General features: G+C 54.9%; 17 protein-coding genes and 1 tRNA gene. 9 read left to right on the top strand and 9 right to left on the bottom strand.

The window, feature by feature from the left end:
• Positions 1-21: 21 nt before the first annotated feature.
• The 6 genes from IT893_RS12465 to IT893_RS12440 all read right to left on the bottom strand — a co-directional run bounded on the left by IT893_RS12465 (position 22) and on the right by IT893_RS12440 (position 8,020).
• Positions 22-717: a phytochelatin synthase family protein gene (locus IT893_RS12465; RefSeq protein WP_197145348.1), complete on the bottom strand. Its 696-nt coding sequence runs from the start codon at positions 715-717 to the stop codon at positions 22-24.
• The gene (locus IT893_RS12460) at positions 717-1,013 is read right to left on the bottom strand and encodes a c-type cytochrome (RefSeq protein WP_252723938.1); all 297 of its coding nucleotides are present in this window, start codon (positions 1,011-1,013) and stop codon (positions 717-719) included. Before IT893_RS12460 ends, IT893_RS12465 begins: the two co-directional genes overlap by 1 nt.
• A gap of 44 nt (positions 1,014-1,057) precedes the next feature.
• Positions 1,058-2,590, bottom strand: coding sequence for a multicopper oxidase family protein (locus IT893_RS12455; RefSeq protein ID WP_120225220.1), 1,533 nt, complete (start codon positions 2,588-2,590; stop codon positions 1,058-1,060).
• A gap of 405 nt (positions 2,591-2,995) precedes the next feature.
• Positions 2,996-4,567 (bottom strand): SpoVR family protein, encoded by a 1,572-nt coding sequence (locus tag IT893_RS12450; RefSeq protein WP_197145346.1) that lies wholly within the window; start codon positions 4,565-4,567, stop codon positions 2,996-2,998.
• Positions 4,564-5,901, bottom strand: coding sequence for a YeaH/YhbH family protein (locus IT893_RS12445; protein WP_008892112.1), 1,338 nt, complete (start codon positions 5,899-5,901; stop codon positions 4,564-4,566). Before IT893_RS12445 ends, IT893_RS12450 begins: the two co-directional genes overlap by 4 nt.
• A 175-nt stretch (positions 5,902-6,076) precedes the next feature.
• Positions 6,077-8,020, bottom strand: coding sequence for a PrkA family serine protein kinase (locus IT893_RS12440; RefSeq protein WP_008892111.1), 1,944 nt, complete (start codon positions 8,018-8,020; stop codon positions 6,077-6,079).
• A gap of 615 nt (positions 8,021-8,635) precedes the next feature.
• Between IT893_RS12440 and IT893_RS12435 the strand changes: the two genes are divergently transcribed.
• Positions 8,636-8,974 (top strand): rhodanese-like domain-containing protein, encoded by a 339-nt coding sequence (locus tag IT893_RS12435; RefSeq protein ID WP_008892110.1) that lies wholly within the window; start codon positions 8,636-8,638, stop codon positions 8,972-8,974.
• Positions 8,975-9,054: 80 nt separating this feature from the next.
• On the opposite strand, the gene IT893_RS12430 is transcribed toward IT893_RS12435, so the two are convergent.
• Entirely contained in the window at positions 9,055-9,657 is a 603-nt protein-coding gene (locus tag IT893_RS12430; RefSeq protein ID WP_063090181.1) for a TetR/AcrR family transcriptional regulator, read from the bottom strand.
• Positions 9,658-9,800: 143 nt separating this feature from the next.
• Here IT893_RS12430 and IT893_RS12425 point away from each other — a divergent pair, with 143 nt between their 5' ends.
• The 8 genes from IT893_RS12425 to IT893_RS12390 all read left to right on the top strand — a co-directional run bounded on the left by IT893_RS12425 (position 9,801) and on the right by IT893_RS12390 (position 15,980).
• Positions 9,801-10,205: a RidA family protein gene (locus IT893_RS12425; protein ID WP_063090179.1), complete on the top strand. Its 405-nt coding sequence runs from the start codon at positions 9,801-9,803 to the stop codon at positions 10,203-10,205.
• Between the two features lie 124 nt (positions 10,206-10,329).
• On the top strand, positions 10,330-10,884 hold the full coding sequence (locus IT893_RS12420) for a helix-turn-helix domain-containing protein (RefSeq protein WP_197145345.1): 555 nt from the start codon (positions 10,330-10,332) through the stop codon (positions 10,882-10,884).
• A gap of 14 nt (positions 10,885-10,898) precedes the next feature.
• The gene (locus tag IT893_RS12415; RefSeq protein WP_197145344.1) at positions 10,899-11,453 is read left to right on the top strand and encodes a GNAT family N-acetyltransferase; all 555 of its coding nucleotides are present in this window, start codon (positions 10,899-10,901) and stop codon (positions 11,451-11,453) included.
• A gap of 301 nt (positions 11,454-11,754) precedes the next feature.
• Positions 11,755-12,744, top strand: a complete 990-nt coding sequence (dctP, locus tag IT893_RS12410; protein ID WP_197145343.1) for a TRAP transporter substrate-binding protein DctP — start codon at positions 11,755-11,757, stop codon at positions 12,742-12,744.
• Between the two features lie 165 nt (positions 12,745-12,909).
• A complete protein-coding gene (locus IT893_RS12405) occupies positions 12,910-13,398 on the top strand; it encodes a TRAP transporter small permease (RefSeq protein WP_197145342.1) in 489 nt (162 codons plus the stop codon).
• Positions 13,395-14,666, top strand: a complete 1,272-nt coding sequence (locus IT893_RS12400; RefSeq protein ID WP_008892103.1) for a TRAP transporter large permease — start codon at positions 13,395-13,397, stop codon at positions 14,664-14,666. The genes IT893_RS12405 and IT893_RS12400 overlap by 4 nt, the downstream gene beginning before the upstream one ends.
• Before the next feature lie 6 nt (positions 14,667-14,672).
• A complete protein-coding gene (locus tag IT893_RS12395) occupies positions 14,673-15,557 on the top strand; it encodes an oxaloacetate decarboxylase (protein ID WP_197145341.1) in 885 nt (294 codons plus the stop codon).
• A gap of 15 nt (positions 15,558-15,572) precedes the next feature.
• Positions 15,573-15,980 (top strand): GFA family protein, encoded by a 408-nt coding sequence (locus IT893_RS12390; protein WP_197145340.1) that lies wholly within the window; start codon positions 15,573-15,575, stop codon positions 15,978-15,980.
• Positions 15,981-16,040: 60 nt separating this feature from the next.
• On the opposite strand, the gene IT893_RS12385 is transcribed toward IT893_RS12390, so the two are convergent.
• Together IT893_RS12385 and rlmB are read right to left on the bottom strand one after the other, a co-directional pair.
• Positions 16,041-16,117: transfer RNA gene (locus IT893_RS12385), tRNA-Thr, on the bottom strand.
• Positions 16,118-16,225: 108 nt separating this feature from the next.
• Complete coding sequence (gene rlmB / locus IT893_RS12380; protein ID WP_008892100.1) at positions 16,226-17,098, bottom strand: 23S rRNA (guanosine(2251)-2'-O)-methyltransferase RlmB; 873 nt, start codon at positions 17,096-17,098, stop codon at positions 16,226-16,228.
• Positions 17,099-17,258 lie beyond the last annotated feature (160 nt).

The raw sequence follows: 17,258 nt of genomic DNA, 5'->3' as shown, positions 1-17,258 counted from the left end.
AAAGGGCGCGTCGTGAAATCTTCATTTGCTTACCACGACAAGGCCGCGCGCCTTGTTCGATCCGCTATCAATCATTGCCATGGCGGTGCGCAGGTCTTCGATGGTCATCCAGACCGGCGGGTATTTGTATTTGGCAACATCAAGAACGAGTACGCGGTCGGTATCCTCGTCATAGGCGGCAATTGGCGAAACATGCCCGCCACCGACCTGACCGATCGGCTTGCGCGAATAGTTTGCCACCAGTCGCATGTTCGGGTCGGCAAGTGCGGCCTTGATGGTGTCGCGAAGCCATGCTTCATCAAAGTTGTTGGCGTGATGGTATTTGGCCTTCACACCCAGATTTTCAAAGAAGGTGGCAATCTGGCTCAGGATCAGGCCGTCATGCTCCACCATGGCATAGGATTTGACCTTCTGGTTTTCCGGGGTGAACACCGTTTCCTGGGTAAACAGGCCCCACGGATACAGGCGATAGGGCTGCGGGCGTTCGACACCCAGACTGTTCATGGTCGCGGCAATACTGGCCGGGCCACAGAACGTCAGGATGTGTTCGCTTTCAAGATAGCTCGCCAGTTCGAAATAGGGACCGGTAAATTCGGCATCCATGAAAATCTCGGTGCCCTTGTCATCGGTCAGATAAATCAACTCATCTGCCGACGCGTGCATCAACGGGGCGGCCATCATCAGACCGGCAAGTGCAGGAAGCATAAGACGTTTCATTATTGTGTTCCTCCGAACCAGGTGGCGATGGCTTTGATATCTACATCGCTCAGGTCTTTGACGATTTCATGCATGACAAGCGCCTGACCACCGGTGCGGCGACCTTCCTGATAGGCGCGAATGGCGTTTTCAAGATAAAGCGGCTGTTGCCCCAACAAGATCGGAACATCCTTAAGGGCCGGGTTGCCGTTGGTGCCGTGGCACGAAAGGCATTGCGAAGCCGCGGTTGGCATCGCATCGGGTTTGGCATCATCGGCCTTGGCGTCTGTCACGGAAAAGGCGGACCATGCGATCATGATGGCCGCGGTGAAGCTGGCGGTGTGTGCAAAGGATCGCATCATCATACCTCGATATTGACGTTGATCATCATGCCGGTGTCTTCATGCGGCAGGATGTGGCAATGCATAACGTAGCGGCCGGTGAAATCGACAAAGCGGGTGCGGAATGTCACGGTTCCCGCCGCCGGAACGGCAATGGTGTCCATCCAGGGTTTGCGTTCATCCGGTTCGCCATTGATCGAGACGACCTGAAACGGGTTCACGTGGATATGCAACGGATGGGGGAAGGGTGTGGTGTTGATCAGCGTCCATTCCTCGACCGCGCCCAGTTTGGCGACCACGTCATCACGCCTTGGATCAAACCCCTGACCGTTGATGGTAAATTCGGTGTCGTCAAAGAAGCCTGACACATCCTTCACACCCAGAACGAACTTGCGCCTGTTGGTGACTTCATCATCGGTGATATCGGTCAGGATCTCGTTCTTGGGCAAATCACCTGTCGGAATTGATTTGCCGAATTTGACATCCTTGCCAACACGCGGATCATCGGCCGCAATCACGATGATATCGGCAAGATGTTCTTCGGGCAGGCTGGCCTTGCCCTGCATGAAGGCAGGGCGGCGCAATGCATAGGTGCCGGTTTTAACACCCTTGATCAAAAGGTTCGCGCGGTTGCCCGGTGCCAGCAGGAATTCTTCGGTTTCTTCGGCCTTGGGCAACGGATTACCATCCAGACCAATCAGGTGCATTTCCATGCCATCTGCGCGCAACGGGATGAACTGCGCATCGCCCGCATTCAGCAATCGCCAATGTTGAACTTCGCCTTCGCGGATATAGATTTTCGGGCGGTATTGACCATTCACAAGGAAGTCGCGTTCGGCATCCAGCGGCCAGATCGGCTTTTCACTTTCCAGCAACCCGTCAATGCCCGGGATCGGTGCCTGAAGCACAAGAACGCGTTCAAGTGCAGCAGCGATTTCTGGGACTTCGTCAAGCGTGCCGCCAATGATCGCCATGCCCGCTGCACCCGATGCGACCTGTGCCGAAACCGATCCGTGGCGATGGGGGTGATACCAGTAGTTACCCGCCGGGTGGTCAACCGGCAACTTCACGACATAGTTAAAGCTCTGCCCCGGTTCGATCTGCAAATAGACGTTATCGCTGTTGCCGCGCGGGCTGACATGGAAGCCGTGATAATGGACGTTGGTGGTGTTAAACCGGTTGGGCACATTGGTGACCACGTCCTCACCGGCATCCTTGTTGGGTGGCATGCGGTTTTCAAATGCCAGTTCCAATGTGTCGCCGGGCTTCATGCGAATGGTCGGGCCGGGAATGGATGCGTTGAAAATGCGAAGCTTGGCAGGCCCGCTTGGCAGCGAATAGTCGCTGGCATCCATGAAAAAATCGGCTTTCAGGCGCCCATCAACCGAATGGATTTCCATCGGGTTGGGCAAATCGTCGTTGATGCCGATGGGGGATTGGCTTGCGATTGTTTCCATCGCATTCGATGGCGAGACAAGCCAGGGCATTGGCGCAATGCCTGCAGCAACGGTCGCTGCAGCCGACCCTTTCAAGAGTCCGCGACGCGTGATCATAATGTGGTCTCCCTCAACGTGCCGGAATGCGGTCCCCCGGCGCGGCAGATGCTCAGTATTATTCTTGTACCCCATTAGGGTGGGGCTGATTACATCGGAAAGATAAAAGCTTGGCCGCCAAAGCGATGTGCCAATCGTCACAGACGCCTGATTTGGAACGATTATTCTTTCAAACTCCCGTGATGCTATTGTACCGCAATTGACCGATCTATCAATTCGGAGTTGCTCGATAATGCATGACGGTTCAATGAAGACGGAAGTCCCGGCAGTGGTAATAACAGGCAACGTAATGAAATCATTATCCATCACCTGATCGGTTCGGCCTTTTCCAAACCCCAAATAAAAAATCCGCACCCATTTCGGGCGCAGATTTCAAAGGTTTTGTTTTGTGTCGGAAGGTCGTGGCTAGTTGCCGACCAGATCATCCGGTGTGTAATTCACCTCATGCAGGATTTCGCCGCTTTCATAGTCGACGGCCTGCAAGGTAACGCCATAGCCCCACAGCTGCCCGATATAGCCCAGCGTCATTTCCGCTTCCGACTTTTCAAGGCGGATGCCTTCATGTTCGGTATGCTGGATGTAAAGCTGCCGGTTGCCACGGATATCGACATCGACCACCTGCATGTCGGGCTCACGCACTGAAATGTCATGCATGCGCGCCAAGGATCGACGCACCTTGCGATAGCCATTGTCGTCATGGATGGCGGCAACTTCGAGATGCGGTGATGAACTGAGATCATCGATCATGAACATCCGCATGTCGCGCATCACCTTGGGCGACAGGAATTGCAGGATAAAGCTTTCATCCCGGTAATGCGCACACGCTTCCTTAAGGGTCTCGACCGGCTCATTGTTCCCGGCAATATCGGGGAACCATTTATGGTCTTCATCGGTCGGATCAACACAGATGCGGTGGATGTCCTGCATCATCGCAAAGCCAAGCGCATAGGGGTTGAAACCCGAATAGCGTTGATCGTCATATTCGGCCTGAAACACCACGCGCGAATGGTAGTCGATGAACTCCATCATCGCCCCTTCGGAAATCAGACCCTTGTCATAAAGACTGTTCATGATGGCGTAATGCACATAACACGCGCAGCCTTCATTCATCATCTTGGTCTGTTTCTGCGGATAGAAATACTGCCCGATATTGCGCACTATGCGCAAAATCTCACGCTCCCAGGCTTGCAAGGTCGGGGCATTCTTTTCGAGGAAATAAAGCAGGTTTTCTTCCGGCAAGCCGAATTGGGCGCGGCGTTCCTCGACCCGCATCTTGCGTTTAAGCTCGTCCATATCCTGATCGCCCTGATCAGGCTGGGGCAGGGTGCGCCACAGATCGTTGTATGTCTCGTCTTCATACTTGGCGCGTTCACGTTCACGCTTTAGCTCGGCCGCCAAGTTGGGTTTTTCCGGCCGGGAATAACGGTTCACCCCCTGATCCATCAGGGCGTGCGCGGCATCCAGAATGCGTTCAACCGCGTCAAAGCCGTATCGGTCCTCGCACTTGGCGATATAGCTTTTGGCAAATTGCAGATAATCCAGAATGCCGTCGGCATCCGTCCATTGCTTGAACAGATAATTGTTCTTGAAGAAATGGTTATGGCCAAACGCCGCATGCGCGATCACCAGCGCCTGCATAACGATGGTGTTTTCTTCCATCACATAGGAAATGCAAGGGTTGGAATTGATCACGATCTCATAAGCCAGCCCCTGATAGCCCTTGCGATACATGACATCATCGCGCACGAAGCGTTTGCCAAACGACCAGTGGTGATACATCAACGGCATGCCGATCGATGAATAGGCATCCAGCATCTGCTCGGACGTGATCACCTCGACCTGATTGGGATAGACATCAAGCTTAAGCTCATTCAGCGCGATATCCTCAATCGCGTCATAGGTGGCTTTTAACGTCTCGAAGTCCCAGTCGGCACTGGTGAAAAGCAATTTGTCTGCGGATTTGGTCTTGGAGCTCATCGGCCTGCCTCCGCACGGTTTTTGGCAAACAGTTCCCGGAATACCGGGAAGATGTCAGCTGCCTTGGTTACCCGTTTAAGCGCAAAGCGCGGATTGTCTCTGGCAAGCGGGGCGTAGGATTTCCAAAGGGCGGTTTCGCCTTCGGCGGCGGCAAAAATCTCGGCCTCGCGCTCGTCAGTGATTTCGATATAGGCGTAATACTGGCACTTGGGCAAAAGATCCTGGGCCAGAAGGGCGGTGCACTTTGCCCCGTCATTGGAATAGTTGTCGCCATCGGAAGCCTGTGCGGCATAGATGTTCCATTGATCAGTGGGATAACGATCCACCAGCACCTTTTTCATTTCCTCGAGTGCGGTGGAAACAATCGTGCCGCCGGTTTCACGTGAATAGAAAAAGGTTTCCTCGTCCACCTCGGCTGCGCGCGATGTATGGCGGATAAAAACCACCTCGACATGTTCGTATTTGCGGTGCAGGAACAGGTGAAGCAACATGAAGAACCGCTTGGCCAGTTCCTTCATCTGTTCGGACATCGATCCCGACACATCCATCAAACAGAACATCACTGCCTGTGTATTGGGATCGGGGATCTGTTGAAACTGGTTAAACCGGGTATCAATCGGATCAATGAACGGGATCGCCTTCATCCGCCGTTTGGCTTCTTCAAGATCAGCCAGCAGGGTATGAAGCGTATCCTCGTCAGTTTTGGTCAGTTTGCCATTCGGGCGTTTTTCCGCCTTGGCCTGAAGGGCTGAGATCTTTTCTTCAAGTTCGCGGACTTCGGCCGTTTTCGGGCGACGCAGCCCGATGCGCCGGGCCAGTGAATTGCGCATGGTGCGCACAAGGCTAAGGTTTGATGGCGTGCCTTCAACCGAAAAGCCCGCACGCGCATTTCGAAATGCGGTGGTTTGCTTCAGGCTTTTTTTCAAAAGGTCCGGCAGTTCAAGATCTTCAAAGAAGATATCAAGGAACTCGTCGCGGGTCAGGGTGAACTGGAATTCGTCTTCGCCCTCGCCATCGGGGCTGGCTTGTGATCCGCCAGAACCACTATCGCCGCCTTGCGGGCGGGCAATGCGATCACCCTGAACGAATTTCTTGTTGCCGGGCAGGACATAATTGCGGTTGCCACCACGTCCCATGTGGTGAAAGCCCGGCTCCTTTAACGTTTTGCCGGGAATGGTGATCTGGTCGCCGCTGGAGATGTCGGTAATGCCACGCGACCGGATGGTGCTTTCAACCGCCTTTTTGATCTGGGCCTTTGCGCGACGCATGAAACGTTGCCGGTTGCCAAGGCTTTTGCCGGTCGGGTTCTTGCGGCGGTCAACGATATAAAGCATGGGCAGTCACATCCTTGCACGGTTCAAAAGCGCGTTGTGCAGGTCGCTTGCGCCTTGAAGTTCCGCAGGATGTGACCCGGATAAAACGGGCCGTGGCCACATCCTGCGGCGAAGAGGTAACCGGGCGGACAAGGGACGAAGCCGCCCGGTTGGGCCGGGAAAGACAGGGGGGAGCTTAACCGGCCTTATTGACGCGCATGTACCATTCGACCAGACGACGCGTCTGGCGTTCGGTATATTTGCGATCGATCATGCGTTTGACGAACTCGTTGTGTTTCTTCTCGGTCTCGCTGTCTTTCTTCGAGCCGAACGAAATCACCGGCAGCAGGTCCTCGACCTGACTGAACATGCGTTTCTCGATCACATCGCGCAGTTTCTCATAGGACGTCCAGGACGGGTTCTTTCCCTTGTTATTGGCACGTGCACGCAGGGCGAACTTAACGACCTCGTTACGGAAATCCTTGGGATTGGCGATACCCGCCGGTTTTTCGATTTTCGACAGTTCCTGATCAATGATCTTGCGGTCCAGAAGCTGACCGGTATCGGGATCCTTGAAGTCCTGATCCTCGATCCAGGCATCGGCATAGGCAACGTAACGATCAAACAGGTTCTGACCGTAATCGGAATAGCTTTCCAGATACGCCTTTTGGATTTCCGCCCCGATAAACTCGGCATAGCGCGGGGCCAGTTCGGACTTGATGAAGTCCATATAGGCCTTTTCGCGTTCTTCCGGATATTGTTCGCGCCGGATGGCCTGTTCAAGGACATACATCAGATGCACCGGATCCGCCGCGACCTCGTGGGTGTCGTGGTTAAAGGTTTCTGACAGCACCTTGAACGCAAAGCGGGTTGAAATACCGTCCATGCCTTCGTCAACACCGGCAGTATCGCGGTATTCCTGCATGGATTTCGCCTTGGGATCGACATCCTTCAATGTCTCGCCGTCATAGACCCGCATCTTGGAATACAGGTTGGAGTTCTCATGTTCCTGCAGACGCGAGAGTACGGAAAACTGTGCCAGCATTTTAAGGGTGCCCGGCGCGCAGGACCCGTGTTCAAGCTCTGATCCCTGCAACAGCTTGTCGTAAATCATGGTTTCTTCGGTGACGCGCAGGCAATAGGGCACCTTGATCACGGAAATTCGGTCAATGAAGGCCTCGTTGTTTTTGTTGGCCTTGAATGTCTGCCACTCTGCCTCGTTCGAGTGGGCAAGGATCAAACCCTGGAACGGAATGGCACCAAGGTTTTCCGTGCCGATATAGTTGCTTTCCTGTGTGGCGGTCAGCAACGGGTGCAGCATCTTGATCGGTGCCTTGAACATCTCGACAAATTCAAGAATGCCCTGGTTGGCGCGGTTCAGGCCACCCGAATAGCTATACGCATCCGGGTCGTTCTGGCTGAAATATTCTAGCTTGCGGATATCGACCTTACCAACAAGCGACGAGATATCCTGGTTGTTCTCATCACCTGGTTCGGTCTTGGCAATCGCGATCTGGCGCAGGCGCGACGGGATCAGTTTAACGACCGAAAACTTGGTAAGATCCCCGCCAAACTCGTCAAGGCGCTTGACCGCCCATGGCGACATAAGCCCCGTCAGGCGGCGTTTGGGAATGCCGTATTTGTCTTCGATCGCATCGCCCATCTTTGCCGGGTTAAACAGGCCAAGCGGGCTTTCAAACACCGGGCTGATTTCATCGCCGGCCTTCAGAACGTAAATCGGTTCACGTTCCATCAGCTCTTTCAGCCGTTCGGCAAGGGAACTTTTACCCCCGCCAACCGGGCCGAGAAGATAAAGAACCTGTTTGCGTTCTTCCAAACCCTGGGCGGCATATTTGAAGAAACCGACAATGCGTTCGATGGTTTCTTCCATGCCAAAGAAATCTTCAAAGGCGGGATAACGTTTGATGGTTCGGTTCAGGAAAATGCGGCCAAGTCGGGAGTCTGTCGAGGTGTCGATCAGTTCCGGCTCGCCAATCGCTTTGATCATGCGTTCAGCGGCAGAGGCATAGGCACTTGGGTCTTCGCGACACAAATTAAGGTAATCGCGGATGGTCAGTTCAGTTTCCTGCTTTCCGTCATAGCCTTCCGCATACAGCTCGAAGATATCCTTCTCAGCCATGGCGCGGTCTCCTTTCAAACGTTATCGCACTGTCAAACTTACGTTTCCTGTCTCAATCCTGTTTTTGCGCAATTTTTGCGTTTTGCTTTTGCACGGATGGGACGAACCCGATCCTGATCTGGTGGCGTCGGCAGGTCTCCTGTGAAGGGACTCCGCCAGACGGTCATGAATTAACAAATGGCGTTCGCGGTTAATCTCTGGCGGATCATGCCAAACGTGTGAAAATTCGATTGTGCAGTTGCGGCGTCAGCGCCGTAGTGCAGTCTTGATCAGACTCTTTTTGGGTCCCGTTGCGGCGACCAACAAACCGACCATCAATGTGTCGGGGCAGGCTTCTGTCGAATGAATTTCAAAGTGACCTTTGAGCCTGCCGAGGCAATTTGCCCTGTTATTCAGACGTGGGAATAACGAACTGATTTCGCAAGACGATACTTCTGTCGAACATCGTAAAATCGTGTGTTCATGTTCACATGTAAGTGACCGCTCGTCCAGCTTTGATGCCGCTTTCATTCCCACAGCCTTGCACAAAAATATTTTGCATTTGCAAAATCCGCAAGCCGACAGCTATCACAGGTGGGCAGGATCGGGCCGCAAAAGCCACCAAAGGACTTCACAATGAGCGACGAAACCGTACAGTTTATCGAACCACATGAACTTGATCGACTGATCGGCGAAGAAGCCGTCACCATTATTGATGTCCGCGAAGCCGAGGAATTCGCAACCGGCCATATTGAAACCGCGATCAATATCCCGACCTCGAACTTCGATATCCCGGCGTTGGTCGACCTGACCGATGAAAGCGATACCGACCTGGTCTTTGTCTGTGCCGTCGGTCAGCGTTCCTTTGGGGCAGCCAATGCTGTTCTGCCCCACGTCGATTGCTCCGTTAGTAACCTTAAAGGCGGCATTCAAAGCTGGACCCGTGCGGGCTTTGACCTTGAAAATGGCAAATAATCCCGACCTTCTTTGACGGGGTAGGGGCCGGAATGTGATCGGGCGTTCGACTGCGCGCGGTGGTCGAATTCACGCCACCATCATTTGGCATCGGGCGTTACCAGTACTCCAGCCGCAAGGCATTCAAATGCGGCAATTGCCTTGCCAAGGGTATCTTTCGGATCATCGCTTGCCGCGACCCAAAGGGCGGCATTCAACGCGACCCCGTTTAGCAACCTTGCCAGGGCTTCGATATCGACCGGTTTGATTGCCCCCTGATCGGCCAGCGCCCTTAAAGTTGTGATTGTCGCCTGCAAGCAGCGGTTTTGGCTCGGCCACTGTGATGGATCGCCCAGAAAGGCCGGACCATCGCGCAGAACGATCCGCTGTATTTCGGGATCAAGGGCCAGTTCGATATATGTCCTGCCCTCGGCCATCAAGCCGTTCCAGCCGCCGCCTGCGGCATCCCCCGCATCCTTGGCCTGTTGCGCCATGGCGGAGTCTATTTCATCGACCACAGCGGCCAGCAGCCCGCGCTTGTCACCAAAATTATGATACAGCGCCCCGCGCGTCAGCCCCGCACTTGCGGTCAGTTCATCCATTGACGCTTCTGCATATCCCTTTTCGGCAAAGGCCTTGCGTCCCGCTTTGATCAATTTGATGCGGGTTTCTTCCATTTTTTCAGCGCGCGTTTTGGCAGCCATCGGGCACTCCAATTTAACATACGTGACGTATGCGAATTGACATACGCTGCGTATGTGAATATATCTGCTTCACATACGCAGCGTATCTGAACTCAATTCGAAATACCACAGATACCGAATTTTACCCGAACAAGGAGGTCTTCATGGCCCTCGCAAACCAAGCCGTCTTTCCGCCAAACCGCCATGCGCTTTATGACGCGCACGGTTATTCCCCGGCCATCAAATCCGGAGATCTGTTATTTGTGTCTGGCCAGGTGGGCAGTCGCGAAGACGGATCCCCGGAACCTGAATTCAAAACGCAGGTCGAACGCGCATTCGATAACCTCAAGGCGATCCTTGCGGCCGCCGGATGCAGCTTTGATGACATCATTGACGTGACGACCTTCCACACCGATCCGGAAAACCAGTTTGAAGACATCATGGAAGTGAAGGACGCGATCTTTGATCAGGCGCCTTACCCGAACTGGACAGCAGTCGGGGTTACCTGGCTTTCCGGTTTTGATTTCGAAATCAAGGTTGTCGCCCGCATCCCGGCAAGCATTGCCTGATCCGGTGTAATGCTTCGAACTCATGACGAACCGGCCCTGCAAAGAAAGCGGGGTCGGTTTTTTCATCTTGACGATTTCTCATAAATGGAAAAATATCCCAAATGTGAGATTAAAGGGTGTTGCCATGGATGAGATTGAAACAAGACTGGCCCAACGGTTGGCCGCTTTGCGCGCCGAACGCGGGTGGTCGCTTGATGAGCTTGCACAAAAAAGTGCGGTCAGTCGCGCCAGCTTGTCGCGGATCGAAAAGGGCGAGGTCAGCCCGACCGCCACTGTGCTGGGAAAGCTGTGTGTTGCTTTTGGTGTCACCCTGTCACGCCTGATGCAGATGGTTGAAGACGACTTTGTGCCACTTGTCGCGCGTGCCGATCAGGAAGTCTGGACTGATCCCGATACTGGCTATCAAAGACGGCTGGTCTCCCCGACATCCAAACAATTATCGGGCGAGGTGATTGAAGTCGAAATCGGCCCGAACCAGCGCATTGAATATGATGGATCACCGCGTGACGGGCTTGAACATCATCTGGTGATGCTGTCTGGCGCGCTTTTGATGGACGTCGATGGTCAAACCCATCACCTGAAGGCGGGTGATTGCCTGCGCTATCTGTTGCGCGGGGGCAATGTGTTTCAAACGCCCGGTGATCAGGGTGCGAAATATCACCTGTTTATCATCGACTAAGCGAAAGAACCGTTATGCCATCAACGACTCACACCGCCCCCGATCTCGATATCGTCAGCCTTGATGCTGATGGCGTTGCAGAACGCCTCGATCAGTTCGCCGACATGCTTCACGCCTGTGTCCACGACGGGGCCAGCATCGGCTTTATCGAACCCTTCCCGGTGCACGAGGCCGAAGCCTTTTGGCGCGATAAAACCATCCCGGCACTTAAGGGCGGAAAACGGGTCCTGTTTGCTGCCCTTGATCAGGATCGCGTGGTTGGTACGGTCCAGCTTGATTATGACACCATGCCCAATCAGGCCCATCGCGGCGATATCAGCAAACTGATGGTGCGCCCCGATTGTCGCAGGCGCGGGATTGCCCGGCTGTTGATGCAGGCGGCCGAAAACCGTGCACGTGAACTTGGGCGAACCTTGCTGACCCTTGATACCCGAACCGGCGACAGTGCCGAGATTCTTTATACCTCGCTCGGGTTCGAGACCACCGGTGTCATCCCGGACTTTGCCCGTGATCCGGACTCCGAAAAGCTCAGCGGCACCACTGTGATGTATAAGCGCATTATCAGATAGTGTTTTGAAACGGCTTGCGATTCCCGGTTTTGTATTCAGAACGATCATTCTGGCATGCCAGATCGGGTGCATGGATATTTCCATCGCAAATTATTTCAATGCCGCAGTGCCGTTGTCAAAGCTGAGATTGTCTTCTGTATGCGTTCTCGTCGCTGAGTTCTGGTCTTATGTGCGCCGCACTGTGAGCCGCCCGGTCAGGGTTTCGCCGTAGTCAAAACATGTTGAACACCGCCGAAAAATGGGCGCATCCTTGCCGTCCTGAATAAAGAAACAGAATAAAAGTTCTCGGAGGACGTCCATCATGAAAAAATTTGCCTTTGCTGCCGCACTGATGGCAGCCGTCGGATTTTCCGGCACGGTTCAGGCCGCAGACCTGACATTGCGTATTTCCCTGCAATTGCCGATGAAAAGCCACCTCGGTCAGAACCTTCTGATGTTCAAGAACGAGGTCGAGGAAAAATCAAACGGCGATATCGAAGTCCAGATCTACGATTCAGCCCAGCTCTATAAGGACAAGGAAGTTCCTGCCGCCGTGGGATCAGGTGCGATTGAAATGGGTGTCGCGTCATTGACCCGTTATGTCGGTGATGTCCCGGCGGTTGATATCTTCTATCAGCCGTTCCTGCTCGATACCGAAGAAAAGGTCCGCAAGGCCGTTTCCCCGGATTCCCCGGTACGTGCGCCGCTGGATGAAGCCATTGCTGAAACCGGTTCGACGGTTCTGTGGTGGCAGGCTTATGGCGGGTCGATCATGCTGTCGAACGGTGGCCCGATCAAAGGCCCGGATGGTCTGAAAGGCCAGAAAGTTCGCGTGTTCTCGAAAACCCAGGGTGATTTCATCTCCGCTGCCGGTGGGGCACCGACCCTGATTTCAGGCTCCGAGCAGTATATCGCCTATCAGCGTGGCACGGTTGATGTCGGCATGACCGGCATGTCGGGTGTGAAATCCCGTCAGCTTTGGGAAGTCATGGACACCGTCACCACCACCAACGATGCCGATATCGAATTCATCGTGGTCGTGAATACCGACTTCTGGAACGGCCTGACCGATGCGCAGCGTGACATCATTTCAACTGCGGCCATCAATGCCGAGAACGATGTGCGTGACCGCATGTCGACGATCGAGGCAGAGGCCTTTGACGAAGCCAAAGCCAACGGCATGACCATTTACACCCCGACGGCCGAAGAAATGGCTGCATGGCGCGAAGCGGCCAAACCGGTTTACGAGGCATTCCTGGCCAATACCGGTGATCTTGGCAAACAGGTCTTCGAGGCCGCCCAGAAGTTCTAAGGATTTGACGTCACCGGTCGGGTGCCATGTGCCATGCGCTGCATGATCGCCCATGGACGCCGACCGGGGCGTATTTTGATTTGTTGTCATCACCGCGCATGTTTGGGCCGATGCCCATACTGTGCGGTGATGGCGCCCCGTTTTTCAACATGCACTGTTTAAATCATGTTTGATCGATTGACGCTTATTCTTGCGTGGGTCGCGGCCATCCTGTTTGTGCTTGCTGGCTGCATGCTGACCTACGAAGTGCTGGCACGGTATTTCTTCGTGCGCCCGACCATCTGGGCGGCCGAGCTTTCCCAACTCTGTCTGATCTGGGGATCGCTTTTGGGGATGCCCTGGGCACTGGCCGCACGCCGCCATATTTCGGTGGATGCCATCACCCGTCTTCTCGCCCCCAAGGTCCAGCGCCTTGTCGAAATCATCGCCATGGCCTGCATTCTGGCCTTTTCGGTGATGGTGACGATCAAGGGCTGGGAAATCTTTTATGAAAGCTTCGAGCGTGGCCGCACCAGCGGCACCATGCTTGATCTTCCGGCGTGGGTTGCTGAACTGCCTGTCGCCATCGGCTTTGCGCTGCTTGGCATTCAGGCGGTGATCGAGATTATCGGTCTTGCACGCGGCAAGGATATTCCGAAAGGGGCGCACGAATGACCATCGTCCTGACCCTTGCTGCGATGTTCGCATTGCTTTTGATGCGTGTTCCGGTTGCCTTCGCACTCGGCGGGCTTGGCCTTGCCATGCTGATCCTTGGTGGCTTTTCGCCGTTGATGGCACCACAGGCGGTTCTGTCTACGCTTGATGGCTTTATCCTGCTGGCCGTACCGCTGTTTCTTTTGATGTCAAACATCCTGCTGCGTGCCGGTGTCGGCAATGACCTGTTTGCCGCTGTCAGTGCCTGGGTCGGCCATTGGCCGGGCGGGCTTGCGGTGGCGACCATCCTGTCTTGTGGTGTGTTTGCCGCCATTTCCGGGTCCTCGGTTGCGACGGCGGCCACCATCGGGACGGTTGCCATCCCGGAAATGATTAACCGTGGCTATAACAAGCGGTTTGTTTATGGATTGCTGGCCGCGGGCGGCACGCTTGGCATTCTGATCCCGCCATCAATCCCGATGATCATTTATGGATTTGTCACCGAAGAATCGGTGATCTCACTGTTTCTGGCCGGTATCGGTCCAGGCATAGCACTTCTGGTGTTCTTTATCATCTTCTCGATGATTTATGCCCGCATGGGCGGACAGGAACTTGAACCGAAAAAAGACTGGGCCGAACGCAAACGTGCCACCATCCGCGCCCTGCCATCGGTTGTTCTGGCCGTGCTGATCATATCGGGCATCTATTCCGGGGCCTTCACCCCGACCGAGGCCGCGGCCATCGGCTTTGCCGCCGCCCTGATCATCACCGGCCCGATCATGCGGGTTCTGACCTGGGATGCGCTGAAAAAGGCGGTGTTCGATTCCATGGCGACCACGGTTGCGATCATTCTGATCATTGCCGGGGCCAAAGTCTTTGGCAAGGCGATCACGCTTTATCGCATCCCGCAGGACATCTCGGTGATGATCACCCAAGGGGTGGATACCGAACTTGGCTTCATCCTGATCGTAACGGCAGTTCTGCTGGTGATGGGCTTGGTGTTCGAAGCGCTTTCGATGGTGCTGATCATGACACCAGTGCTGTTGCCGGCCGCCCTTGCCCTTGGATTCGATCCGATCTGGTTTGGTGTTTATATGGTGATCATGGTCGAATGTGCCCTGATTACACCGCCCGTCGGGCTTAACCTTTATGTGATCCAGTCGGTGGCAAAGGCCAGACTGGGCGAGGTTGCCCGCGGTGTTGCACCGTTCCTGCTGCTGATGTTTGCTTGTGCCGCCCTTTTGTATGTGTGGCACGATCTCGCCCTTTATATTCCCTTCAAGCTGTAAAGACCGATGAGTAACGTAAAATCACCTGCCGATACCCTGCGCGCACTGCTTGCCACCGGTGATCTGATCACGATGCCCTGCTGCTTTGATGCGCTTTCTGCCAAACTGATCGAACAGGAAGGATTTGGTCTGACCTTTATGTCGGGCTTTGCGACCTCTGCCGCACGGATTGGCGAACCTGATCTGGGCCTGATGTCCTATGGCGAGGTCCTTGATCAGGCCCGTAATATCACCGATGCGGTATCGATCCCGGTGATCGGTGATGGCGATACCGGCTATGGCAATGCGATGAATGTCAGGCGGACCGTGGCGGGCTTTGCCAAGGCGGGCTGTGCAGCCGTCATGATCGAAGATCAACTGGCGCCCAAACGTTGTGGCCATACCAAGGGCAAGGAAGTCGTCGGCCGTGACGAGGCGTTTGACCGTATCAGGGCCGCCGTCGATGCCCGCGAAGCCGGGGCAGACATCCTGATCCTGGCCCGCACCGATGCCCGTCATCAACATGGCCTTTCCGAGGCGATTGACCGTGCCGCGAAGTTCAAGGAACTCGGTGCCGACATCCTGTTTGTCGAGGCCCCCAAATCGGTCGATGAAATGCGCACCCTTTGTGCCGAACTTCCCGGTCCCAAGATGGCCAATATCGTCGAAGGCGGCGAAACACCGGATCTGTCGCCCGAAGAACTCAAACAGATCGGCTATCAGATCGCGGCCTATCCACTTTCGCTGATGGCGGCTGCCATGAAGGCGATGGTCGAATGCCTCCAAACCATGAAGGTCGGCCAGCCGCGGGATGATAAACTGATGAGCTGGGCTGACCTGCGCCAACGCATTGGCTTTGATGACTACTACGACGTTTCGGAACGCTACGCATCATCCAGACGCGACGGCTAGGGCAGGGGAATGGTCATGGCTGATAAACATCACGGCGGCTGTCTGTGTGGGGCTGTGCGCTACGAAGTCACGGGTGACTTTGATGCGTTCTTCCTGTGTCACTGCAAATATTGCCAAAAGGACACTGGCTCGGCTCATGCGGCCAATCTGTTCTCAACCAAGGCAACGCTGTCTTGGATTGACGGCCAGGACCACATCCAGTCCTACACCGTTCCCGAAACGCGCCATCAAAAGGCGTTTTGCAAAACATGCGGCGCGGCCGTTCCCTACACGCAGATGGATGGCAAGTTGTTGGTGGTGCCCGCAGGCAGCCTTGAAACCCCCATCGTGATAAAGCCGAACGCCCATATCATGCTGGCCAGCAAGGCGAGCTGGGAGGACGGGCTTGATGAAATCGTGCGCCTTGAAGGCATGCCCAAATAGCATTTCGATGTAACGCCAAAAGAAAACCCCGCAGCCGATGGCTTGCGGGGTTTTCTTTAATGGTGCCGGCAGAGAGACTCGAACTCCCAACCTTCTGATTACAAATCAGCTGCTCTACCAATTATAGCTATGCCGGCGTGAGCGGCGCGAACATAATCCGGGCCGCTGATGATTGCAAGAGTTTGAAGCACGGAAATTTACATCCCGTGAAAACCCTTCAAACGCCCGTGTTGGCGCGCTGTTGCCTACTTGCGATACAGCTCGTAAAGCGCGACGGCGGCTGCGTTTGAAACATTGAGGCTTTCGATGCGATCCGACATCGGAAGCTTGACCAGGAAGTCACAGCTTTCACGCGTCAAACGACGCAGCCCTTCACCCTCTGATCCCATCACAATACCCACACGACCATGCAGTTTGGCTTCGGCCAATGTCTGTTCGGCATAGCCATCCATACCTGCCAGCCAGAAATGCGCGCCCTTAAGCTTATCGAGCGTCTGGTTTAAGTTGCCGGCATGGATATAGGGAACGGTTTCGAGCGCACCGCTGGCCGATTTTGCAAGCACACCGGTCTCAGGCGGCGCATGACGGTCGGGCACGATAACCGCAGATGCGCCAAATGCCGCCGCACTGCGCAGGATCGCACCAACGTTATGCGGGTCGGTCACCTGATCAAGGATCAGAACCGTGCATTGTTCAGAATCGCGATGATCGGCAATCAGTTCTTCGACGGAAAGCTGGGGCAGGGGGGCGCAATGCATGGCCATGCCCTGATGCACCGTGCCGGGCGGCAGCATTTCATCAAGGTCGGTGCGTCCGGCCGAATCTACTGCGATGTCATCGCGCTCGGCGTCGGCAAGGGCTGCCATGACTTCATCACGGGTGTTTTCGGTGGCCCAGATTTTGTGAATCGTGCGCTGCGGATTGGCAATTGCCATCATTACCGGGTGACGCCCAAATAGAATCAGGCGCGAATTGCCGCCCGATCCGCCACCGTCACGGCCGCGTTTTCGTCCGCGGCGCGAATTGCCTTCACGGTTTTCATCGCCTTGCGGGAGGGCATCGGGTGCCCCGTCACCTTGATGACGATTTCCTGAACGGGATTTATTGCGACGCGACATATGGCGGAAACCTCCGGGCCGTAGGGGACTGAATGCAGTTTGCTTCGTTTGATCGGCGAAACTTGGCGAACATATAGGAAAGGAAATACGATTTCGTGCTTTTTTTGCTGTTGACAGGGTAGGTGCCTTCGCCGTATTCCCTCCCTCGCCGCAACGAGGC

This window comes from Thalassospira sp. A40-3 (assembly GCF_015871485.1).
GTDB classification, from domain to species: domain Bacteria; phylum Pseudomonadota; class Alphaproteobacteria; order Rhodospirillales; family Thalassospiraceae; genus Thalassospira; species Thalassospira tepidiphila.
This window is presented reverse-complemented; position numbering and strand designations above follow the sequence as displayed.

Bases quoted from the DNA above. Each gene is read 5' to 3' on its own strand.
- IT893_RS12465 (WP_197145348.1), bottom strand. From the start codon at position 717: ATGAAACGTCTTATGCTTCCTGCACTTGCCGGTCTGATGATGGCCGCC.
- IT893_RS12460 (WP_252723938.1), bottom strand. From the start codon at position 1,013: ATGATCGCATGGTCCGCCTTTTCCGTGACAGACGCCAAGGCCGATGAT.
- IT893_RS12455 (WP_120225220.1), bottom strand. From the start codon at position 2,590: ATGATCACGCGTCGCGGACTCTTGAAAGGGTCGGCTGCAGCGACCGTT.
- IT893_RS12450 (WP_197145346.1), bottom strand. From the start codon at position 4,567: ATGAGCTCCAAGACCAAATCCGCAGACAAATTGCTTTTCACCAGTGCC.
- IT893_RS12445 (WP_008892112.1), bottom strand. From the start codon at position 5,901: ATGCTTTATATCGTTGACCGCCGCAAGAACCCGACCGGCAAAAGCCTT.
- IT893_RS12440 (WP_008892111.1), bottom strand. From the start codon at position 8,020: ATGGCTGAGAAGGATATCTTCGAGCTGTATGCGGAAGGCTATGACGGA.
- IT893_RS12435 (WP_008892110.1), top strand. From the start codon at position 8,636: ATGAGCGACGAAACCGTACAGTTTATCGAACCACATGAACTTGATCGA.
- IT893_RS12430 (WP_063090181.1), bottom strand. From the start codon at position 9,657: ATGGCTGCCAAAACGCGCGCTGAAAAAATGGAAGAAACCCGCATCAAA.
- IT893_RS12425 (WP_063090179.1), top strand. From the start codon at position 9,801: ATGGCCCTCGCAAACCAAGCCGTCTTTCCGCCAAACCGCCATGCGCTT.
- IT893_RS12420 (WP_197145345.1), top strand. From the start codon at position 10,330: ATGGATGAGATTGAAACAAGACTGGCCCAACGGTTGGCCGCTTTGCGC.
- IT893_RS12415 (WP_197145344.1), top strand. From the start codon at position 10,899: ATGCCATCAACGACTCACACCGCCCCCGATCTCGATATCGTCAGCCTT.
- dctP (WP_197145343.1), top strand. From the start codon at position 11,755: ATGAAAAAATTTGCCTTTGCTGCCGCACTGATGGCAGCCGTCGGATTT.
- IT893_RS12405 (WP_197145342.1), top strand. From the start codon at position 12,910: ATGTTTGATCGATTGACGCTTATTCTTGCGTGGGTCGCGGCCATCCTG.
- IT893_RS12400 (WP_008892103.1), top strand. From the start codon at position 13,395: ATGACCATCGTCCTGACCCTTGCTGCGATGTTCGCATTGCTTTTGATG.
- IT893_RS12395 (WP_197145341.1), top strand. From the start codon at position 14,673: ATGAGTAACGTAAAATCACCTGCCGATACCCTGCGCGCACTGCTTGCC.
- IT893_RS12390 (WP_197145340.1), top strand. From the start codon at position 15,573: ATGGCTGATAAACATCACGGCGGCTGTCTGTGTGGGGCTGTGCGCTAC.
- rlmB (WP_008892100.1), bottom strand. From the start codon at position 17,098: ATGTCGCGTCGCAATAAATCCCGTTCAGGAAATCGTCATCAAGGTGAC.